Annotated in this window: 14 protein-coding genes; 6 read left to right on the top strand and 8 right to left on the bottom strand. The window is 68.8% G+C overall.

What is annotated here, in order from left to right; genetic code table 11:
• Positions 1 to 90 precede the first annotated feature (90 nt).
• The 5 genes from ggt to AC07PF_RS30555 all read right to left on the bottom strand — a co-directional run bounded on the left by ggt (position 91) and on the right by AC07PF_RS30555 (position 7,037).
• Positions 91 to 1,884, bottom strand: a complete 1,794-nt coding sequence (ggt, locus tag AC07PF_RS30575; protein WP_494614413.1) for a gamma-glutamyltransferase — start codon at positions 1,882 to 1,884, stop codon at positions 91 to 93.
• A gap of 455 nt (positions 1,885 to 2,339) precedes the next feature.
• Complete coding sequence (locus tag AC07PF_RS30570; protein ID WP_007847932.1) at positions 2,340 to 3,587, bottom strand: M20 family metallopeptidase; 1,248 nt, start codon at positions 3,585 to 3,587, stop codon at positions 2,340 to 2,342.
• Complete coding sequence (gene uraD, locus AC07PF_RS30565; protein WP_494614412.1) at positions 3,584 to 5,368, bottom strand: 2-oxo-4-hydroxy-4-carboxy-5-ureidoimidazoline decarboxylase; 1,785 nt, start codon at positions 5,366 to 5,368, stop codon at positions 3,584 to 3,586. The genes AC07PF_RS30570 and uraD overlap by 4 nt, the downstream gene beginning before the upstream one ends.
• A gap of 5 nt (positions 5,369 to 5,373) precedes the next feature.
• Entirely contained in the window at positions 5,374 to 6,342 is a 969-nt protein-coding gene (gene puuE, locus AC07PF_RS30560) for an allantoinase PuuE (protein WP_494614411.1), read from the bottom strand.
• Positions 6,343 to 6,353: 11 nt separating this feature from the next.
• Complete coding sequence (locus tag AC07PF_RS30555) at positions 6,354 to 7,037, bottom strand: GntR family transcriptional regulator (RefSeq protein WP_007847924.1); 684 nt, start codon at positions 7,035 to 7,037, stop codon at positions 6,354 to 6,356.
• 90 nt (positions 7,038 to 7,127) lie between these two features.
• Here AC07PF_RS30555 and uraH point away from each other — a divergent pair, with 90 nt between their 5' ends.
• A complete protein-coding gene (uraH, locus tag AC07PF_RS30550) occupies positions 7,128 to 7,478 on the top strand; it encodes a hydroxyisourate hydrolase (RefSeq protein WP_494614410.1) in 351 nt (116 codons plus the stop codon).
• Between the two features lie 13 nt (positions 7,479 to 7,491).
• On the opposite strand, the gene AC07PF_RS30545 is transcribed toward uraH, so the two are convergent.
• Positions 7,492 to 8,043, bottom strand: a complete 552-nt coding sequence (locus AC07PF_RS30545; protein WP_494614409.1) for an energy transducer TonB — start codon at positions 8,041 to 8,043, stop codon at positions 7,492 to 7,494.
• Between AC07PF_RS30545 and xdhC the strand changes: the two genes are divergently transcribed.
• Together xdhC and AC07PF_RS30535 are read left to right on the top strand one after the other, a co-directional pair.
• Positions 8,042 to 8,932, top strand: coding sequence for a xanthine dehydrogenase accessory protein XdhC (gene xdhC, locus AC07PF_RS30540; protein WP_494614408.1), 891 nt, complete (start codon positions 8,042 to 8,044; stop codon positions 8,930 to 8,932). The two genes, AC07PF_RS30545 and xdhC, sit on opposite strands and share 2 nt — an antisense overlap.
• Before the next feature lie 217 nt (positions 8,933 to 9,149).
• Positions 9,150 to 10,460 (top strand): urate hydroxylase PuuD, encoded by a 1,311-nt coding sequence (locus AC07PF_RS30535; RefSeq protein ID WP_007847914.1) that lies wholly within the window; start codon positions 9,150 to 9,152, stop codon positions 10,458 to 10,460.
• 31 nt (positions 10,461 to 10,491) lie between these two features.
• Here AC07PF_RS30535 and AC07PF_RS30530 read toward each other — a convergent pair whose 3' ends face one another.
• Positions 10,492 to 12,363, bottom strand: coding sequence for an EAL domain-containing protein (locus AC07PF_RS30530; RefSeq protein ID WP_007847911.1), 1,872 nt, complete (start codon positions 12,361 to 12,363; stop codon positions 10,492 to 10,494).
• Between the two features lie 111 nt (positions 12,364 to 12,474).
• Here AC07PF_RS30530 and AC07PF_RS30525 point away from each other — a divergent pair, with 111 nt between their 5' ends.
• A complete protein-coding gene (locus AC07PF_RS30525) occupies positions 12,475 to 13,818 on the top strand; it encodes a glycerate kinase type-2 family protein (RefSeq protein WP_035201812.1) in 1,344 nt (447 codons plus the stop codon).
• Between the two features lie 29 nt (positions 13,819 to 13,847).
• Here the strand turns inward: AC07PF_RS30525 and AC07PF_RS30520 are convergent, their stop codons facing one another.
• On the bottom strand, positions 13,848 to 14,885 hold the full coding sequence (locus tag AC07PF_RS30520) for a porin (RefSeq protein WP_007847906.1): 1,038 nt from the start codon (positions 14,883 to 14,885) through the stop codon (positions 13,848 to 13,850).
• Positions 14,886 to 15,114: 229 nt separating this feature from the next.
• Between AC07PF_RS30520 and AC07PF_RS30515 the strand changes: the two genes are divergently transcribed.
• Together AC07PF_RS30515 and AC07PF_RS30510 are read left to right on the top strand one after the other, a co-directional pair.
• Positions 15,115 to 15,738 carry a Crp/Fnr family transcriptional regulator gene (locus AC07PF_RS30515; RefSeq protein WP_007847903.1) on the top strand — a complete coding sequence of 208 codons (624 nt, stop codon included), beginning with the start codon at positions 15,115 to 15,117 and terminating at the stop codon, positions 15,736 to 15,738.
• 202 nt (positions 15,739 to 15,940) lie between these two features.
• Positions 15,941 to 18,064: a sensor domain-containing diguanylate cyclase gene (locus tag AC07PF_RS30510; protein WP_007847901.1), complete on the top strand. Its 2,124-nt coding sequence runs from the start codon at positions 15,941 to 15,943 to the stop codon at positions 18,062 to 18,064.
• The last annotated feature ends 1 nt before the right edge of the window (position 18,065 follow it).

Below are 18,065 nucleotides of genomic sequence, written 5' to 3'. Positions count from 1 at the left end.
TGCGCCGATTGTCTAAAAATAAAAAAGCCGCACCTCGTGAAGGTGCGGCTTTTGTCGTCATGGAGCAGCCCGCTATGCAGGCCTTGTTAATCAATACCCCAACGTCTTCCCATCCGGATTCCGCGGATCCGAGTACCCGTACATCGCGCCACCGCGCAGCTGGATCGTCTGCGTACGGCCCATCGATGGCTTCACCGCGATGTTGTGGCCACGCTGCTTGAGCAATGCCAGGGTGTCGGGCGACAAACCCTTTTCCACGCGCAGTTCATCCGGGGTCCACTGGTGGTGCACGCGCGGTGCGGCGGCGGCTTCAGCAGGGTTCATGCCGAAGTCGATGGTGTTCACCACCGTCTGCAGCACCGTGGTGATGATGCGGGCGCCGCCGGGGCTGCCGGTCACCAGGGTGGGCTTGCCGTCCTTCAGTACCAGGGTGGGTGTCATGGACGACAGGGGGCGCTTCTTGGCTGCGACCGCATTGGCGTCGCCGCCGACCAGGCCGTAGGCGTTGGCCACGCCGGGCTTGGCCGAGAAGTCGTCCATCTCGTTGTTGAGCAAGATGCCCGTGCCCTTGGCGACGATGCCGCTGCCGAAGTTGGTGTTCAGCGTGTAGGTCACGGCCACGGCGTTGCCGGCCTTGTCCACCACCGAGTAGTGGGTGGTCTGGTCGCTCTCATAAGGCTGGGGCTGGCCGGGCTTGATGCTCTTGCCCGTGCGTGCGGTGTTGCCGTCGATGCCCTTGGCCAGCGACTCGGCGTAGCGCTTGGAGGTCAGGCCCTTGAGCGGGATCTTCACGAAGTCCGGGTCGCCCAGGTACTCGGCGCGGTCGGCGTACGCGAGCTTCATGCTCTCGGCCATGTAGTGGATGGTCTGGGCGCTGTTGGGGCCCCACTGGGCCAGGGGCAGGGGCTCCAGCATGTTCAAAATCTGCACCAGGTGCGGGCCGCCGGAAGAGGGTGGCGGCATGGTCACGATCTCATAGCCGCGGTAGGTGCCGCGCGTGGGCACGCGCTCGGCCACCTTGTACTCGCGCAGGTCCTGTAGGCTGAGGGCGCCGGCGTGCGGTGCCATCTCTGCGGCGATCTTCTGGGCGATCTCGCCTTCGTAAAACGCCTTGGCGCCTTGCTGGCCGATCAGGCGCATGGACTGGGCCAGGTCTTTTTGCACCAGCGGGTCGCCCACCTTCAGGGGCTCGCCGTTCTTCCAGAAGATGGCCTGGGTGGCGGGCCATTTGCCCATGTTCTTCTTTTCCTGCTGCAGGATCTTGGCCAGGGTTTCGCTCACGGGGAAGCCCCGGTCTGCCAGCTCGATGGCCGGGGCGATCACGCGCGACAGCGGCAAGGTGCCCCAGGTCTTGAGCGCATGCTCCATGCCGGCCACGGTGCCGGGCACGCCCACGGCGTAGTGGGTGAACAGCGACTTGCCGTCCACCACGTTGCCCTTGTCGTCCAGGTACATGTCGCGCGTGGCCTTGATGGGCGCCACTTCGCGGAAGTCCAGGGCCACGCTCTTGCCGGTCTTGGCGTCGTGCACCATCATGAAGCCGCCGCCGCCCAGGTTGCCCGCATTGGGCAGGGCCACGGCCAGCGCAAAGCCGATGCCCACGGCCGCGTCCACCGCGTTGCCGCCGGCCTTCAGGATGTCGAGGCCGATCTGCGAGGCCAGTTCCTGTTCGGTGGCGACCATGCCGTTGCGCGCCACCACGGGGTGGAACACGTCCATGTCGAAGTCATAGGCGGCGCTGGCGGCCTGGGCCGCTGCCGTCTGCTGTACTGCCGGCGCGGATGCCGGGACGGCAGTTACGGCCGTCGGGGTGCTGCTGCAGGCGGTCAGGCTGGCCAGGGCCAGTGCGACGCTGCTGGCCAGCAAGGTGTGGCGGATGCTCATTGGTAGGTGCTCCTTGGTTATTGCTTTGTAGGATTTTGGAAGTCAGGCCCGCGAATCGGCACGCGAAAGGGGCCCAGGTTAAGTGTAGGGGTGGCCCGGGCGGCGCGTAATCACCGGGTCATGCCGATTGGGTATGCGCCCCATGCGCGCGCGTCATCCCCCGCCGGCAGGCGCTCCCGCCGGTTGCGGGTCGGGTGAAATCGGTCGGGGATGAGGTCATGGCTGCGCAGTCCTGAAGGGCAGGACGAGTGGGTGCAAGCCCATGACTCTAGGGGTGTTGCGGACCGGAAAAAAGGTCCACGGGGGTGCAATCTGATGGTGCCACGGGGCGTGGCGCCTTGCCATCCAGTCCGTCCACCAAGGGATGGACGTTCGCCACCGGTCTACCGCTTGGTGTGGGCGGGGCGGCTACGGGGCCGGGCGTGTGCAGCGCGCCCAGCCCCGAGGGGGCTGGCTTACGCCAACAGGTCCTTCAACGTGCGTGCGATCACCTTGGTCGCACGGCGCAGGTCTTCCAGGTCCAGACGCTCGTCGGCGCGCTTGGCATGCGATTCGAGCACGGTGCGCGGGCCGGCGCCGTAGATCACGCCGGGAATGCCGCGCTCCACGTACAGGCGCACGTCGGTGTACAGGGGCGTGCCCAGGGCGGGCACGGGCTCGCCCAGCAACTCTTGCGCGTGCTTCTGGATGGCATCGACCAGCGGCTTGTTGCCGGCCAGCGGTGTCATGGCGTTGGCCAGCAGCAGGCGGCGGATTTCCACCGAGATGCCGGCGCGCTCGCCTGCAGCGGTCTCGATCACGCGGCGGATAGCGGCTTCCACCTCCACCGGGTTCTCCTCGGGGATCATGCGGCGGTCGAGCTTGAAGCTCACCTTGCCGGGCACCACGTTGGTGTTGGTACCGCCCTCGATACGGCCCACGTTCAGGTAGGGGTGCTTGATGCCGGCCACGTTGGAGGTGACCTTCAAATACTCCTGGTTCTGCGCGTACAGCGCGTTCAGGATGTGCACGGCGCCCTGCAGCGCGTCCACGCCGGTGTGGGGCACGGCGGCGTGCGCCATCTTGCCGTGCACCGTCACTTCCATCTGCAGGCAGCCGTTGTGGGCGGTGACCACCTCGTACGAGAAGCCGGCCGCGATCATCAGGTCCGGCTTGGTCAGGCCCTTTTGCAGCAGCCAGCCGGGGCCGAGTTCGCCGCCAAACTCTTCGTCGTAGGTGAAGTGCAGTTCCACCGCGCCCTGGGCAGGCTGGGCCACGGCTTCGAGAGCACGCAGCGCAAAGGTGAAGCTGGCGAAATCGCTCTTGCTCACGGCGGTGGCGCGGCCGTACATCTTGCCGTCCACGATCTCGGCGCCGTAGGGGTCGTGCGTCCAGCCTTCGCCGGGGGGCACCACATCGCCGTGGGCGTTCAGGGCGATGGTCGGGCCCTTGCCTTCGCTGCCGTACTTGCGGCGCACGATCAGGTTGGTGATCGACTCCATGCCGTAGGCCTGCACGTCGGCGGCGGGCACGGCGTGCTTCTCGGCCTCGTAGCCAAAGTCACGGAGCAGCTCGGCCGTGCGTTCTGCGTGGGGCGCGTTGTTGCCCGGGGGCGTGTCGGTGGGCACGCGCACCAGCGCCTGCAGAAACTGCACTTCCTCGTCGAAGTGCTGGTCGATCCACGCATCCAGTGCGGCGTAGTCGGTCGTTGGGGTGGTGGTCATGCGGGGGTTTCCTCGGAGAGCTGTTGCAGCACGTGCGTGAAGGCGTCCACGGCCAGCTGCATGTCGTTGTTGGTGGTGGATTCGAGCGGGTTGTGGCTGATGCCGGAGTTCAGGCCGCGCACAAAGAGCATGGCCTGCGGCATGATCTCGTGCAGCTTCATCGCATCGTGCCCGGCGCCGCTGGGCATGCGGAACAGGGGCACGCCCTGGGCGTCCACCGCACGTTCCCAGCGCTGCTGCCAGGCCGGGGCGCTGGGGGCGGCGGCCGCGCGCATGGATTCCTCCAGCGTGTAGCGCATGCCGCGCCGCTCGGCAATGCGGGCCAGCTCGGCCAGCACGTCCTTGGCCAGCGCGTCGCGCTGCGGGTCGTTGGGGGCGCGCAGGTCCAGGCTGAACTGGCAGCGGCCGGGCACCACGTTGATGGAGCCGCCGGGCACGTTGAGCAGGCCAATGGTGCCCACCGAGTCGCCGTCCTTGGCGGCGCGCTGCTCGATGTACAGGGCCAGCTCGGCCACGGCCACGGCGGCATCGCGGCGGCGGTCCATGGGGGTGGTGCCGGCATGGCTGGCCATGCCGATCATCTCGCCCACGTAGCGCACGCCGCCGTTGATGGAGGTGACCACGCCCAGCGGCAGGTCCAGCTCGTTGAGCACAGGACCCTGCTCGATATGCACCTCGATGAAGCCCAGGTACTGCGCGGCGTCTCGCTGCAGCTTGGGAATGTCGTCGATGCACAGGCCGGCATGCTGCATGGCCTCGCGCATGGTCACGCCGTCGGCGTCCTTCTGGTCCAGCCAGGCGTGGTTGAAGTGGCCGATGAGCGCGCCCGACCCGAGGAAGGTGGCCTTGTAGCGCTGGCCTTCTTCTTCGGCAAAGCCGATGACCTCGATGCCGAAGGGCAGGCGCTTGCCGGCGCGGTGCAGTTCGCGCACGCAGGCCATGGGCACGAAGATGCCCAGCCGCCCGTCGTACTTGCCGCCGTTGCGCACCGTGTCGTAGTGCGATCCGGTCATCAGGTATTTGGCTTGGTCAGCGCCAGCGGCAGGGTGGTAGCGGCCCACCACGTTGCCCACGGCGTCCACTTCGACCTCGTCGAAGCCGCAGTCGCGCATCCAGTGGCTGATGCGCTGGGCGCAGGCGCGGTGTGCGTCGGTGAGGTAGGTCACCGTGAGCTGGCCCTTCTCGGCAAACCCGGGGTCCGAGTGCTGGGCCAGGTTCTCCTGCCAGTCCCACACGTCGTTGCCCAGCACGGGCTCGGCGTCGAACTTGTCGTTCAGGCGGATCTCGGCAATGCGGTGGATGTTGCGCAGCGCCTCGGCGCGCTCGAAGTCGGGGTGGTTGTCCAGCCGGCGCGCAAAGGTGGCAATGATCTCCTGCCGCGGCAGGCCCGCGCCGCGCGGCCCGCGCACCGCCAGGATGAAGGGGAAGCCAAAGCGCGCGTTGTAGTCCGCATTGAGCTTCTGAATGCGCGCGAACTCCTCGGGCGTGCACTGGGCCAGGCCCGCCTTGCTCTGCTCGTTGGTCGACTCGGCCGTGAGGCTGTTGGCCACCATGGCCTTGCCGGCCAGTTCCGGGTGGGCGCGGATCAGCGCCAGCTGCGCATCCTGCGGCGCGGTGCGCACGGCCTGGGCCAGGGCGTGGCGCAGGTGCGCCAGCGAGCGGAAGGGGCGCTGCGCCAGGGCCTGTTCGGCGATCCAGGGCGAGTGCTCGTACACGCCGTCCAGCCACTGCAGGGCCTCGGCCGGGGTGGCCGCGTTGAGTTGGTCAAGGGTGAGTGCCATGGTGGTCAGGCCTTGCTGGTGACGGTGGTGTCGTTGAAGGGATGCACCTGGGCCCAGTGGCGCGCGATGTCCACGCGGCGCGCCACCCACACCTTGTCGTGCTGGGCGATGTGGTCCAGGAAGCGCTGCAGCGCCGTGATGCGGCCGGGGCGGCCGAGCAGGCGGCAGTGCATGCCGATGCTCATCATCTTGGGCGCGTTGTCGCCGTCGGGGTCGCCTTCGGCGTACAGGGCGTCGAAGGTGTCCTTGAGGTACTGGTAGAACGGGTCGGCGTGCGAATAACCCTGGGGCAGGGCAAAGCGCATGTCGTTGCAGTCCAGCGTGTAGGGCACGATGAGCTGGGGCGCCACGCTGCCGTCGCTGCGCTGCACCTTCATCCAGAAGGGCAGGTCGTCGCCGTAGTAGTCGCTGTCGTACTCGAAGCCGCCGAAGTCGGCCACCAGGCGGTGGGTGTTGGGGCTGTCGCGCCCGGTGTACCAGCCCGTGGCGCGCTGGCCGGTCATGCGCTCGATGATGGCCATGGCCTCGGCCATGTGGGCGCGCTCCACCTCTTCGGGGATGTGCTGGTAGTGGATCCACTTGAGGCCGTGGCAGGCGATCTCGTGGCCGGCCTGCACGAAGGCCTGGGTCAGCTCGGGGTGGCGCTGCAGCGCGCTCGACACGCCGAACACGGTGAGCGGCAGGCCGCGCTTGTCGAACTCGCGCAGGATGCGCCAGACGCCGGCACGCGAGCCGTATTCGTAGATGCCCTCCATGCTCATGTGGCGCTCGGGGTAGCTGGCGGGGTTGAACATTTCCGACAGGAACTGCTCCGAGCCTGCATCTCCGTGCAGGGTGGCGTTTTCGCCGCCCTCTTCGTAGTTGAGCACGAACTGCACGGCGATGCGCGCCTGGCCGGGCCATTGGGCATGGGGCGGGTTGGGGCCGTAGCCGACGAGGTCGCGGGGGTAGGGGTGGGTGGAGTCGTAGATCATGGTGTGTCTGCTCACGAAACGGAGGTCACGGGGGCGAGCGCCATGGCCAGGTCGCTGGCAGGGCGCTTGCGGTCGAAGGTGAGGCTGGCCTCGACATGCTCGAGGTGCGACTGCATGAGGGCCACGGCCTGGTCCTCGTCGCGCGCGGCCAGCGCGGTGACGATCTCGCCGTGTTCTTCGTGCGAATGTTCTGCGGCGCTGGCCGACTGGTACATCAGCGTGATCAGCGCGCAGCGCGAGATCAGGTCGCCCAGCAGATGGGCCAGCACCTCGTTGCCCATGAGCTCTGCCATGCGCACGTGGAAGTCGCCCAGCAGCTCGGTGCGGCTGCTGGCGTCGGCCGTGCCCATGGCGGCCTTCTCGCTGGCCACGTGGGCGCGCAAAGCCTTGATCTTGGCCGGCGTGACGCTGCGCACGAAGGCGCGGGTCATCTCGGTCTCGAGCATGCGGCGCACGGCGAACACCTGGCGTGCCTCTTCCACCGAGGGGGTAGAGACGAAGGCGCCGCGTGCGGGCTCCAGCGTGACCAGCTTGTTCTGCGCCATCTGGAACAGCGCCTGGCGCACCAGCGTGCGCGAGACGCCGAAGTGGTCGGCAAGCTTCTGCTCGGCCAGCTTGGTGCCGGGCTGCAGGCGGTGTTCAACGATGGCGCGGGTCAACGCCTCGACGATGGCACTGGTGGATGAAGATTCCATGGCGACATGATAGGAGGATTGGCGAAAAGTGTATACACTTTTGGTCTACAGATTGCATTTTTCCTATCCCCATCCTTGAGGAGAATCCCTATGGGCTTGAGCACGCATGTTCTGGACACCATGAATGGCTGCCCCGCGGCCGGCATGGAAGTGGCGCTGTATTCCACCCACGGCGACGCCGCCACGCTGCTGCAGCGCCTGGTGCTCAACCACGACGGCCGCACCGATGCGCCGCTGTTCGACAACGCCAGCCTGCGCGCCGGCACCTACCGGCTGCGCTTTGACGTGGCGGGGTATTTCAAGGCCAAGGGCGTGGAACTGCCCGAGCCGAACTTCCTGAACCAGGTGAGCCTGGACTTCGGCGTTGCACACGAAGACCAGCACTACCACGTGCCGCTGCTGGTGAGCCCGTGGAGCTATTCGACGTACCGGGGTTCCTGATCCCCGGTGGCGGTCAGAGCTGGCCTTCGGTGAGGGTATCGAGTTGGAACTTGCCGCTCTTGTCCCACAGCCAGGTCTCGGTGTAGGTCACCTTGCCCAGGCGCGTGGGCACCGGGTAAGGGGCCGCGGCGCGCACGGTGCGCTCGATCTCCTTGACCACCTCGGGCGCATGGCGCGGGGCGCGCAGCCAGTTCACGCGCGTGACCTTGCCGGTGCGGTCGATGTCCACCTCGATCACGCCGATGGCGTACAGCTGCGGGGGCAGCTTGCCCTTGAAGATGCGCTCGGCGTTCAGGCCATAGAGGTGGGTGGCGCCGTCCTGCCGGTAGGCGCGGGGCGTGGCGGCTGCCGAGGGGCGGGCCGAGCCGGCGCTGGCCGGCACGGGGCCCTTGACGCCCTGGATGTCGGTGCTGGTAGGAGGGCGGGTCTCTGGCGTGGCTGGCGCGGGTGCGGGTTCTGGCGCAGACTTGCAGGCAGCGACCAGGGCGGCACCCGCGGCCATGATGCCTGCCAGCAGCCAGTGGCGGCCTTTGCCGGGACGGTGATTTGGCGGGGTATCGGGCATGGTGGGCGGGTGTAACGAAAGGACGGCGGCAGTGGAGAACTTGCGTTTGTTGCTGGAGGGCCTTGCGGCCGAACCGGCATGTCTGGTGAGCGTGGAGTCTACCCAAGGCTCCGTCCCGCGTGAATCGGGCGCGTGGATGGCCGTGTTCGCACACAGGTTGGTGGGCACCATCGGCGGTGGCCACCTGGAGCACCAGGCCACTGCCGAGGCGCGCCGCCGCCTGGCAGACCCTGGCGCCGCGAACGACCCGGCGCCGATGCGCTTTGCCCTCGGCCCGGCCCTGGGCCAGTGCTGCGGCGGCGTGGTGTACCTCGAATTCGAGCGCCTGGCCGCGCAGGACGTACCGGCCCTGGCCCGGCGCCTCACGGCCGACCTGCACCCGGTGGCGCTGTTCGGCGGCGGCCATGTGGGCCATGCCCTGGCGCGCGTGCTGGCGCCGCTGCCCTTTGCGCTGACCTGGATCGACAGCCGCGACGGGATTTTTCCGGACGCGCCGCCGCCCAATGTGCACTGCGAGCATTCCGAGCCCGTACAGATGGCCGTGCCCACGCTGGCGGCGGGATCGCGCGTGCTCATCATGAGCTTCAGCCATGCCGAGGACCTGGACGTGGTGGCCGCCTGCCTCAGGCGCCAGCGCGAGCAGGGCGACCTGCCCTTCATCGGGCTCATCGGCAGCAAGACCAAGTGGGCCACTTTCACCAGCCGGCTCACGGCACGCGGCTTCAGCGCGCGCGAGCTTGCGCATGTGACCTGCCCCATCGGCGTGCCGGGCATCCCCGGCAAGGAGCCCGAGGTGATCGCCGTGGCCGTGGCGGCACAACTCTTGCAATCAGTGGCGGCAGTCCAGGCGGTGGTGCACAACCCACAGCGAGGGTATTCCCAGGCCTGATTGCTTCTTGATGGACTGGAATTGAGAACAGTTTTTGCATACACTTTCACCCGGGATCTTGCCGGCCGTTGCGGCACCGGTCCCATGGGTCGCAGCGGTGCCCCGGCAAGCATGGTTTGCCAAGGTGCGCGACCCCCTGTTCTGCTCAGAGCGCCCGCAGTGGTGAGCAGGTTGTTCAGGCGGTGTGTCCCCCCACGCCGCCAAGGTTGAGAAAAAAATGGAACACTACCTTCTCGACTGGGCCAACCTGCTGCTGCGCTGGGTCCACGTCATCACCGCCATCGCCTGGGTTGGCTCGTCGTTTTACTTCGTCTTCCTGGACAGCAGCCTCACGCCACCAGAGGACGAAGACCTGAAGAAGCAGGGCGTGAGCGGCGAGCTCTGGGCCGTGCACGGCGGCGGCTTCTACCACCCGGTCAAGTTCGCCGTCTCCCCGCCCGAGCTGCCCAAGCACCTGCACTGGTTCTACTGGGAGAGCTACAGCACCTGGCTCAGCGGCTTTGCGCTGTTCACCCTGTCCTACCTGTGGAGCGCCGGCACCTACCTGATCGACAAGTCGCGCATGGACTGGGCGCCGCCCGCAGCCATCGGCGCGGCGCTGGCCTTCCTGGTCGTGTTCTGGCTGCTGTACGACGGCATCTGCCGCATCTTCGGGCAAAAGAAGAACGGCGACGCCATCGTGGGTGGCCTGGTGCTGGTGCTGGTGTGCATCGCCTCGTGGCTGGCCTGCCACCTGTTTGCCGGGCGCGCGGCCTTCCTGCTGGTGGGCGCGATGATCGCCACCTCGATGAGCGCCAACGTGTTCTTCTGGATCATCCCCGGCCAGCGCACCGTGGTGCGCCAGATCCGCACGGGGCAGAAGGTGGACCCGATCCACGGCAAGCGCGGCAAGCAGCGCAGCGTGCACAACACCTACTTCACGCTGCCGGTGATCTTCGCGATGCTGAGCAACCACTACAGCTTCCTCTGGAGCCACGCGCAGAACTGGCTGGTGCTGATCGTCATGATGTTCGCGGGCGCCGCCATCCGCCAGTTCTTCGTGATGCGCCACGGCTACAAGCTCGGCCGCAACCCCAATCCGCTGCCTTACGCCCTGGTGGGCGTGGCGGCCCTGCTGGGCGCCATTGTCTGGATGCGGCCGGCCCCACCAGCACCGGCACCCGTCGCCGCGGCCAAGCCGGCGGCGGCTGTTGCTGCTGCCCCTGCGGCCCCTGCCGCTTCCGCGGCGGCCCAGGCCGCAGCGGCCACGGCCCCGGCTGCCGCCGCACCCGCCGCGGCGGGCACCGGTGGCGAATTCGCCGCCGTGCAGACGGTGCTGGAGCAGCGCTGCTACCTGTGCCATGGCGCCCAGGTGCAGATGAAGAACCTGCGCCTGGATTCGCCGGCCCTGGTCAAGCAGCACGCCCAGGCGGTCTACCAGCAGGCCGTGGTGCAAAAGCTCATGCCCATGAACAACGCCACGCAGATGACGGACGCCGAGCGCGCCCTCATCGGCCGCTGGTTCCAGGACGGCGCGAAGACGCCCTGATCGACGCGCTGCCTGGGGCAGCGCTGGACCATCAGGCGGCCAGCACGCTTTGCAGCGCGCGCAGCGCGTTGTGCGGCGGCCCGGGCAGCTCGCCGCCGTGCAGCACCACGCCGGTGGAGGCCAGCTTGGCCTCGTGCTTGGCCACGGCGGCCAGGTTGGCCACCTCCTCGGCATGGCGGTACACGCCGGGCTGGATGCGCACCGCGCCGATGGCCAGCGTGGTGCAGGGGAAGAAGCGGCGCACGCCGTGCCGGTCTTCCGAGTGGATGCCGCCCATGGCGCGCGCGCCGTCGTCGAACAGGGTGAGCGCCTCGCGTGCGAACTCGTCCACGATGTGCTTGCAGCGCTGCAGCCAGTTGCTGCTCTGGAAGATGAGCATGAAATCATCGCCCCCCACATGGCCCACGAAGTCGCGGCGCGCGTCGCAGTGCGTGGTGGCCAGGCGCGCCACCAGGCGGATCATCTGGTCGCCACGCCAGTAGCCGTAGTGGTCGTTGAAGGGCTTGAAGTTGTTCAGGTCCGCATAGCAGGCGACGAACTCGGTGCCGCTCTCCAGCAGGCGCTGCATGTGCATGCTGATGGGGATGTTGCCGGGCAGGAAGGTCAGCGGGTTGGCGTGGCGCGCGGCCTCGATGCGCGTCTCGGTCACCGCGCGCACCAGCTGGTCACCCGTGCCCAGGCCCACGTAGCGGCCGTTGTCGGTGACGATGTATCCGTCGCTCAGGTAGCGCTGGTCCTGCGAGGTGAGGATGCCCACGAGCTGGTCCACGTCGCAGTCGAGCTCCACCACGCGCGGTGTGTTGTTGGCAAAGCCGACGCAGGGCTTGCGCCCATGCACCTCGCGAAAGTACAGCGTGGCGTAGTGGTTCATGAACTGCTGGCGGTTGATCAGCGCCACCGGGCGCTGGCCATCCACCACGGCCAGTGCGTGCAGGTCGGTGCGCCCCTGCAGCAGGGCGGCCACCTCGTCGTTGCTGCTGGAGGGCGCCACCGTGGGCGCCTGCAGCACCATCAGGCTGCGCAGGATGCCTGGGCGCGCGGTCTGGCCCAGGTGGGGCAGCACGGCCACGCGGCGGTCCTGCAGCACGTCGAGCGCCGGGCCGTCGATGGCCTCGCGCGGGGTGCGCGCCGGGCGCCCCAGCACCCAGCCCTGGCCGTAGGGGATGGCCAGGTCGCGCAGCGCCCGCAGGTCGTCGCGCGTCTCGATGCCCTCGGCGATCAGCGTGGTGCCGAACACGTCGGCAATGCCCTTGATGGCCTGCAGCATCTGCAGGTTCTCGGGGTGTTCGCTGATGTCGTGGATAAAGTAGCGGTCGATCTTCACGAAATCGGGCTTGACCTCGGACCACAGGCGCAGGCTGGAGCGCCCGTCGCCGAAATCGTCGAGCGCCAGGCGCGCGCCGCAGGCATGCACCTCGCGGATGGCCTCGCGCAGCGCGGGCATGTCGGTCACGCGCTCGTGCTCGGTGATCTCGAACACCAGCATGCGCGCGCTCACGCCAAAGGCGCGCACCGTCTCGCCCAGGCGGCGCTCGCCGCACAGGGCCACGGCATGCACCAGCGCATCGGCGCTGATGTTCACGAACAGCCGGCCGGGCGCGCCGTGGTCGGCCCAGTTCGAGAGGGCGGTGAACACGCACACGAGTTCGAAGTCCTGCAGCAGGCGCTCGCGCCGGGCGGTCTCCAGCAGCAGGTCGGGCGTGTGCAGGGCCGTGCCCTCGGGGCCGCGGATCAGTGCCTCATGCGCAAAGATGCTGCCTTCGCGCAGGTCACCCAGCGGCTGGAAGACGCAGTGCAGGCCCCCTTCGCGCATGAGCCGCGCCAGCGGCCCTGATCCCAGCCGCGCCGCAGGCGACAGCAGCGCCAGCATGCGGTCGAGACGTTCTTGCTTGGGATGCGCCATGGTTGCAATTTGTCACTTCTAGGGGGCTGACCATACCGGCCGCTCGTGACAGATGCGTTACAGGGGTTCGGGTTTCCACCTGTCTGCCCGAGGCCACGCACAATGGGGACCATGTCTGAAATCTCTTCTTCCCCAGCCGGCGCGTTGCCCGATTTCCACACCGATCCCCGCGGCTTTCTGCGGGGCCTGTTCGACGTTGCCGTGCGCAGCGCACAGCCCCTGCACGGCATGCGCGCCTGGCTGCCCGCGCCGCCGCGAGGGCGCACCCTGGTGCTGGGGGGCGGCAAGGGCGCAGGGGCGATGGCCCAGGCGCTCGAAGCCCTGTGGCCGCACGGCGCGCCGCTGTCGGGCCTGGTCGTCACGCGCTACGGCCACACCCCGCCCCGGCCCGAAGGCCTGGTGCAGCGCATCGAGGTAATCGAGGCCGCGCACCCCGTGCCCGATGCCGCCGGCGAGGCCGCGGCGCAGCGCCTGCTGGACCTGACCCAAGGCCTCACGGCCGACGACCTGGTGCTGTGCCTGATCTCGGGCGGGGGCTCCTCGCTGCTCACCCTGCCGGGCGAGGGTCTGACCCTGGAGGACAAGCAGCGCATCAACCGCGCGCTGCTCGAGAGCGGGGCCGACATCGCCGAGATGAACTGCGTGCGCAAGCACCTCTCGCGCATCAAGGGCGGGCGGCTGGCGGCGGCCTGTGCGCCGGCGCGCGTGGTCACGCTGACCATCAGCGACGTGCCGGGCGACGACCCCTCGGTCATTGCCAGCGGCCCGACCGTGCCCGATGCCACCACCTGCGCCGAGGCGCTGGCCATCCTGGTGCGCTACGGCATCGAGGTTCCGCACCAGACCCTGCAGGCGCTGCGCGAGGGTGCGCTGGAAACGCCCAAGCCCGGCGACGCCGTATTCGAAGGCCATGCCGTGCACCTGGTGGCCACGCCCTGGCAGGCGCTGGAGGCCGCGGCCGCGGCGGCGCGCGCGGCAGGCGTGGACGCCGTCATCCTCTCGGACGAGATCGAGGGCGAGTCGCGCGACGTGGGCAAGGTGCACGCGGCCATGGCGCGCTCGGTGGCGCGCCATGGCCAGCCGTTCACCAAGCCCTGCGTCATCCTCTCCGGTGGCGAAACCACGGTCACGGTGCGCCCGCGCGCACCCGACGCCCCGCGCGGCCGCGGCGGCCGCGCCGGCGAGTTCTGCCTGGGGCTGTCCAAGGCGCTGCAAGGCGAGCCGTCGGTCTGGGCGCTGGCTGCCGATACCGACGGCATCGACGGCGTGGAGAACAACGCGGGTGCCTTCGTCGGGCCCGACACCTTGTACCGCGCCCATGCATCGGGCGCCGACATCAACGACGCCCTGCAGCGCAACGACGCCTGGGGCTACTTCGCGGCCCTGGGCGACCTGCTGGTCACCGGGCCCACGCACACCAACGTCAACGACTTTCGGGCGATCCTGGTGCTGTAGCTCGCCAGGCCGCTTGCGCGGCCTTGGCGTCAAAACCTGTGGCGGACGCCCAGGCCGAAGCTGTTGCCGGTGGTGCGCGCCGTGATGCGGTCGTTCATCAGCATGGCATACACATCGGTGCGCTTGGACAGGAAGTGGTCATACCCCAGCGTGAAGGTCTTGCGCGAGACGTCGGTGGCCGACAGCTCGGTCTGGGCCCACGAGGCCAGCACCTTGCCGGTGCCGAACACCGGCACGGACACGCCCAGCTGTGCCGTTTTGGCCTTGTTGGCGCTGTTGTCGGCCTTGGCCTGGCCGTAGCTGGCAAAGGCCTTGACCACGCTGAAGTCGTAGGCGCCGCCGAGCATCCAGTCGCTCTTGGTGGTGCCCAGGTAGGTATTGGGCACGGCAGGGTTGCTGACCTGGTCGCGCTCGTAGAAGCCGGTCAGGGTCAGCGGGCCGTTGAAGTACAGCGCGTTCAGGCCGATGTTCTTCTTGCCGTTGTCGTTCGCGATCTCGCCCACCTGGTAGTGGGCATTGAGCGTGAGCCCACCCAGGCTGGGTGTGCTGTAGATGATCTCGTTGGACCAGCCCGTGTCCGAAGGCGTGGTCGCCGTCCAGCCCGTGCCGTTGAACAACGGCACGTTCATGTGCAGGATCAGCGGCGCGAAGGTGAACGAATCGCCCATGGGGTTCGACAGGATCGAGGGCAGGAAGTTGGGCGCCAGGCCGCGGCCCACGGTCACCGTGCCGAAGCCTCCCGACAGGCCCACGTTGGCATCGCGCGAGAAGAAGGTGTCGTTCACGAAGCGGCCCTGTACGCCGCTGTCCACCTTGATGAACGAGGTCAGCGCGAAGTTGGCCTTGAGGCCGCCGCCGAGGTCTTCGGTGCCCTTGACGCCGAACCACGAGGTGGTCATGCCACCGCTGTTGAGCACGGTGGCGCGGCCGGCATCGCCGGCGTTGCGCAGCGAGCCGACGAACACATCGGTCAGGCCCATCAGCTGGACGGAACTCTGCGCCTGGGTGGCCGCGCTGGCGCACAGCAGCGCGCCGCCGAGCGAGAGGGCAATCAGGTTTGTTTTCATTGTGTACTCCTGGGGTGAGGAAATGGCCGGAGGTCCGGCGCGGGGCTCTGGTACCCGCCGCATGCCGCACCTTGGTGCGCGGGCGGAACCAGCCGACCGGGTTCGCAAGTTCCATGCCCCTGGCTGAACAAGTGCTTACAGAAAGCGGACACCGCGCAGGGCCGTGCGCGTGGCACCGGTTTGATCTTGCTCAATGCGCCCGCCAGCCACGCGCGGCACAGTTCGGGCCATGCTGCCCTCATCCCTTTTCTCCCTGCCGGCCCAGGTCCAGATGGCTGCGGCCGGTGACATGCTCAGGCACCGCCACCAGACCCTGGCCACCGTGGCCCACCTGGAGCGTGGGCGGGTGCTGCTGGGGATCTGCGAGCACGGGCAGATGCGCCACCAGCTCGGCGTGGTGGAAGCCCCCTTCTGGCTCGACGCTGCATCGGCGCTGTTGGGCGAACCCTGTGCCATGGACATGGTGGCCCAGACCCCGGTGCACCTGCGCCATGTGCCGGTGGAGGCCTTTCGCAGCCATTGCGCCGAGCTGCCGCCCGCCGCGCAGGCCCTGCTGCGCAACCTGGCCACGGGCTACCTGCAGCAGTCGGGCCTGGCCGTGAGCCGCCTCGCGCAGGACGCCCAGGCCCGCTGCGCGCAATGGCTGCTGCAGAACGCCGAACCCGACACGGGCGGCGCCATGAGCGTGACCCTGCACCAGCGCAAGCGGCTCATCGCCGCCCAGCTGGGCATCGCCCCCGAGACCTTCTCGCGCGTGATGCGCCACCTGCGCGAGCATGGCCTGGTGGCAGGCACCGGCAACGTGCTCAGGCTGCCCCAGCCGATGGCACTGCAGTCGGTCGCAGGCGGCTGAGACCCCGCAAAAGAAGGCCTGAAAAAGGTCGCCAGGAGAGCCTCTCTCAGGGTTTTTCCTTGGGGGCATGTGAGGGTTCCACCCAAGCCCTTGCGGGCGGGTGCTGCGTATATTTGTTGGGAGCCCTGTTGTTTCCTACAGCTTCCTCCATGCCCGCCTCCTTCATCGTCCGTACCTGCAGCCCTCCAGACCGGGACAGCGCATGACGCCACCTGCCAACCCCGTCGCTGCCGCGCAAGAGCCTGCCTGGAGCCTGCCAGGCCCTCTGGTGCTGCGGCTGATGGTGGTGGCTGCGCTGGTGGTGGTGCTGGCCAGTGCGGCATCGGTGTGGCTGGTCTCGCGTGCCGCAGGCCAGGAGGCCATGCGCCGCGTGGTCGGCCAGCAGACCGACGAAGTCGAGGTGGTGGCGCGGCTGTTGGCCAGCAAGATCGAGCAGAGCCAGAAGGTGCTGCGCACGGTGGCCCAGGGCATCACCCCGGCCATGCTGGAGTCGCCGTCCTCGCTGGACTGGCTGCTGCAGCAGGGCCTGCCTGCGGTAGGCTTCTTCGACGCACTGCACGTGGCCCGCAAGGACGGGGAGCTGCGCCTGAACATCCGCTCGGGCCAGTTGGTCAAGGCGGCCGAGCTGGACCCGGCCGAGCGCGATGCCCTGCGCCGCACGCTGATCGACGGCAAGCCCCAGGTGTCGGAGCTGATCGCCGGGCGCACCAGCCAGGCGCGCATCATGTTCACGCTGCCGCTGCACAGCGAGGAGGGGGCCGTGCTGGGCGTGGTCGCCGGTGCGCTCAAGCTGCAGTCGCAGGGCCTGCTGCCGCAGTCCATGGCGCTGCCGGCGCGCGACGACTCGCGCCTGCTCGTCTTCACGCGCGACGGCACCATCCTCTCGCACACCGACCCGGCGCGCATCATGGGCCAGGTGCGTGACGAGCCGGGCCTGGCACCCGTGTTCGCCGAGTGGCTGCGCCGCGCGCAGCCCGTGGTCGGGCGCGGTACCACCGAAGTGCAGCCCGAGCACATCGTGAGCGTGGCCGGCATGCCGTTGCCGCAGTGGTTCGTGGCCCGGGTGAGCAACTCGCAGGCCCTGTTGGCGCCGCTGCAGGGCGCCCAGCGCGAGGCCTGGTGGCTGGCCGCCGCGGTGATCGCCCTGGGCGTGCTGCTGCTGGCCGCCGCCATGGCCTGGATGGCACAGCCCCTGGCCCAGCTGTGCCGCGGCGCGCTGCAGCTGCTGCGCCACGACCAGCAACCTGGCGCTGCGCGAGGCACCGTCGAATGGCCCGCCGGCCGGGGCGAAGTGGGCGCGCTGGTGCGGGCGTTCGACGGGCTGGCCCAGCAAAAGCGCCAGCAGGACCACCTGCACACGCTGCTGCACGGCCAGTTCCAGGCCATCCTGCAGAACGCGTCGGTAGGCATCGTCATCACGCGCCATGGCGTGCTCGAAGTGGTGGGGCGCCAGGCCTGCCTGATGCTGGGCTATGCCGAGAGCGAGCTGCAGGGGCGGCCGGCGCGCACGCTGTACGGTTCGGACGCCGACTACGCCCGCCTGGGCGAGCGCGTGCAGTCGGCCTTTGCGGCGCACGGCACCTTCGACGGCGACGTGTGCTTCGTGCGCAAGGACGGCAGCCCCGTCTGGGCGCGCGTGCAGGGCCGCAAGGTGGACTCCGAGGCGCTGGGCGGTGGCACCGTGTGGATGCTGGAAGACATCACCGCCGCGCGCGAGGCCCAGTACCAGCAGGCCTGGGAACTCACGCACGATGCCCTTACGCAATTGCACAACCGCTCGGCCTTCGACCACCGGCTGGCCCTGCTGCTGGCCGAGCGCTCGGCACGCACGCGCACCGCCGATGCAGCACCGGCGGCCGCTGCAGGGGACGACGCACCCGACGACGGGGTGGTGCTGTTCATGGACCTCGACCATTTCACGCTGGTCAACGACGTGGCTGGCCACGATGCGGGCGACGATGTGCTGCGCCACGTGGCCCGGCTCATCGAGACCCAGGTGCGCCAGGTGGGCTGGTCCGCGCGCCTGGGCGGCGACGAGTTCGCCGTGGTGCTGCCCGGTTGCACGCTGGCACGCGGCCAGGCCGTGGCCGAGCAGTTGCGCGCCACGGTGCAGGCCTGGGAGCCGTCCTACCAGGGGCGCAGCTTCACGCTCGGGGTGAGCATCGGCCTGGTGGTGCTGGACTCCCACCTGCACGACGTGGCCTCGGTGCTGTATGCCGCCGACATGGCCTGCTACGACGCCAAGCGCGCCGGCCGCAACCGGGTCGAAACCCGGCATGCGCGTGACATGACGTCCTCAGGCCGCATGGCCCTGGGACCGTACTGAA

The sequence above is a fragment of the Acidovorax sp. GW821-FHT10A04 genome (genome assembly GCF_059415825.1).
This window is presented reverse-complemented; position numbering and strand designations above follow the sequence as displayed.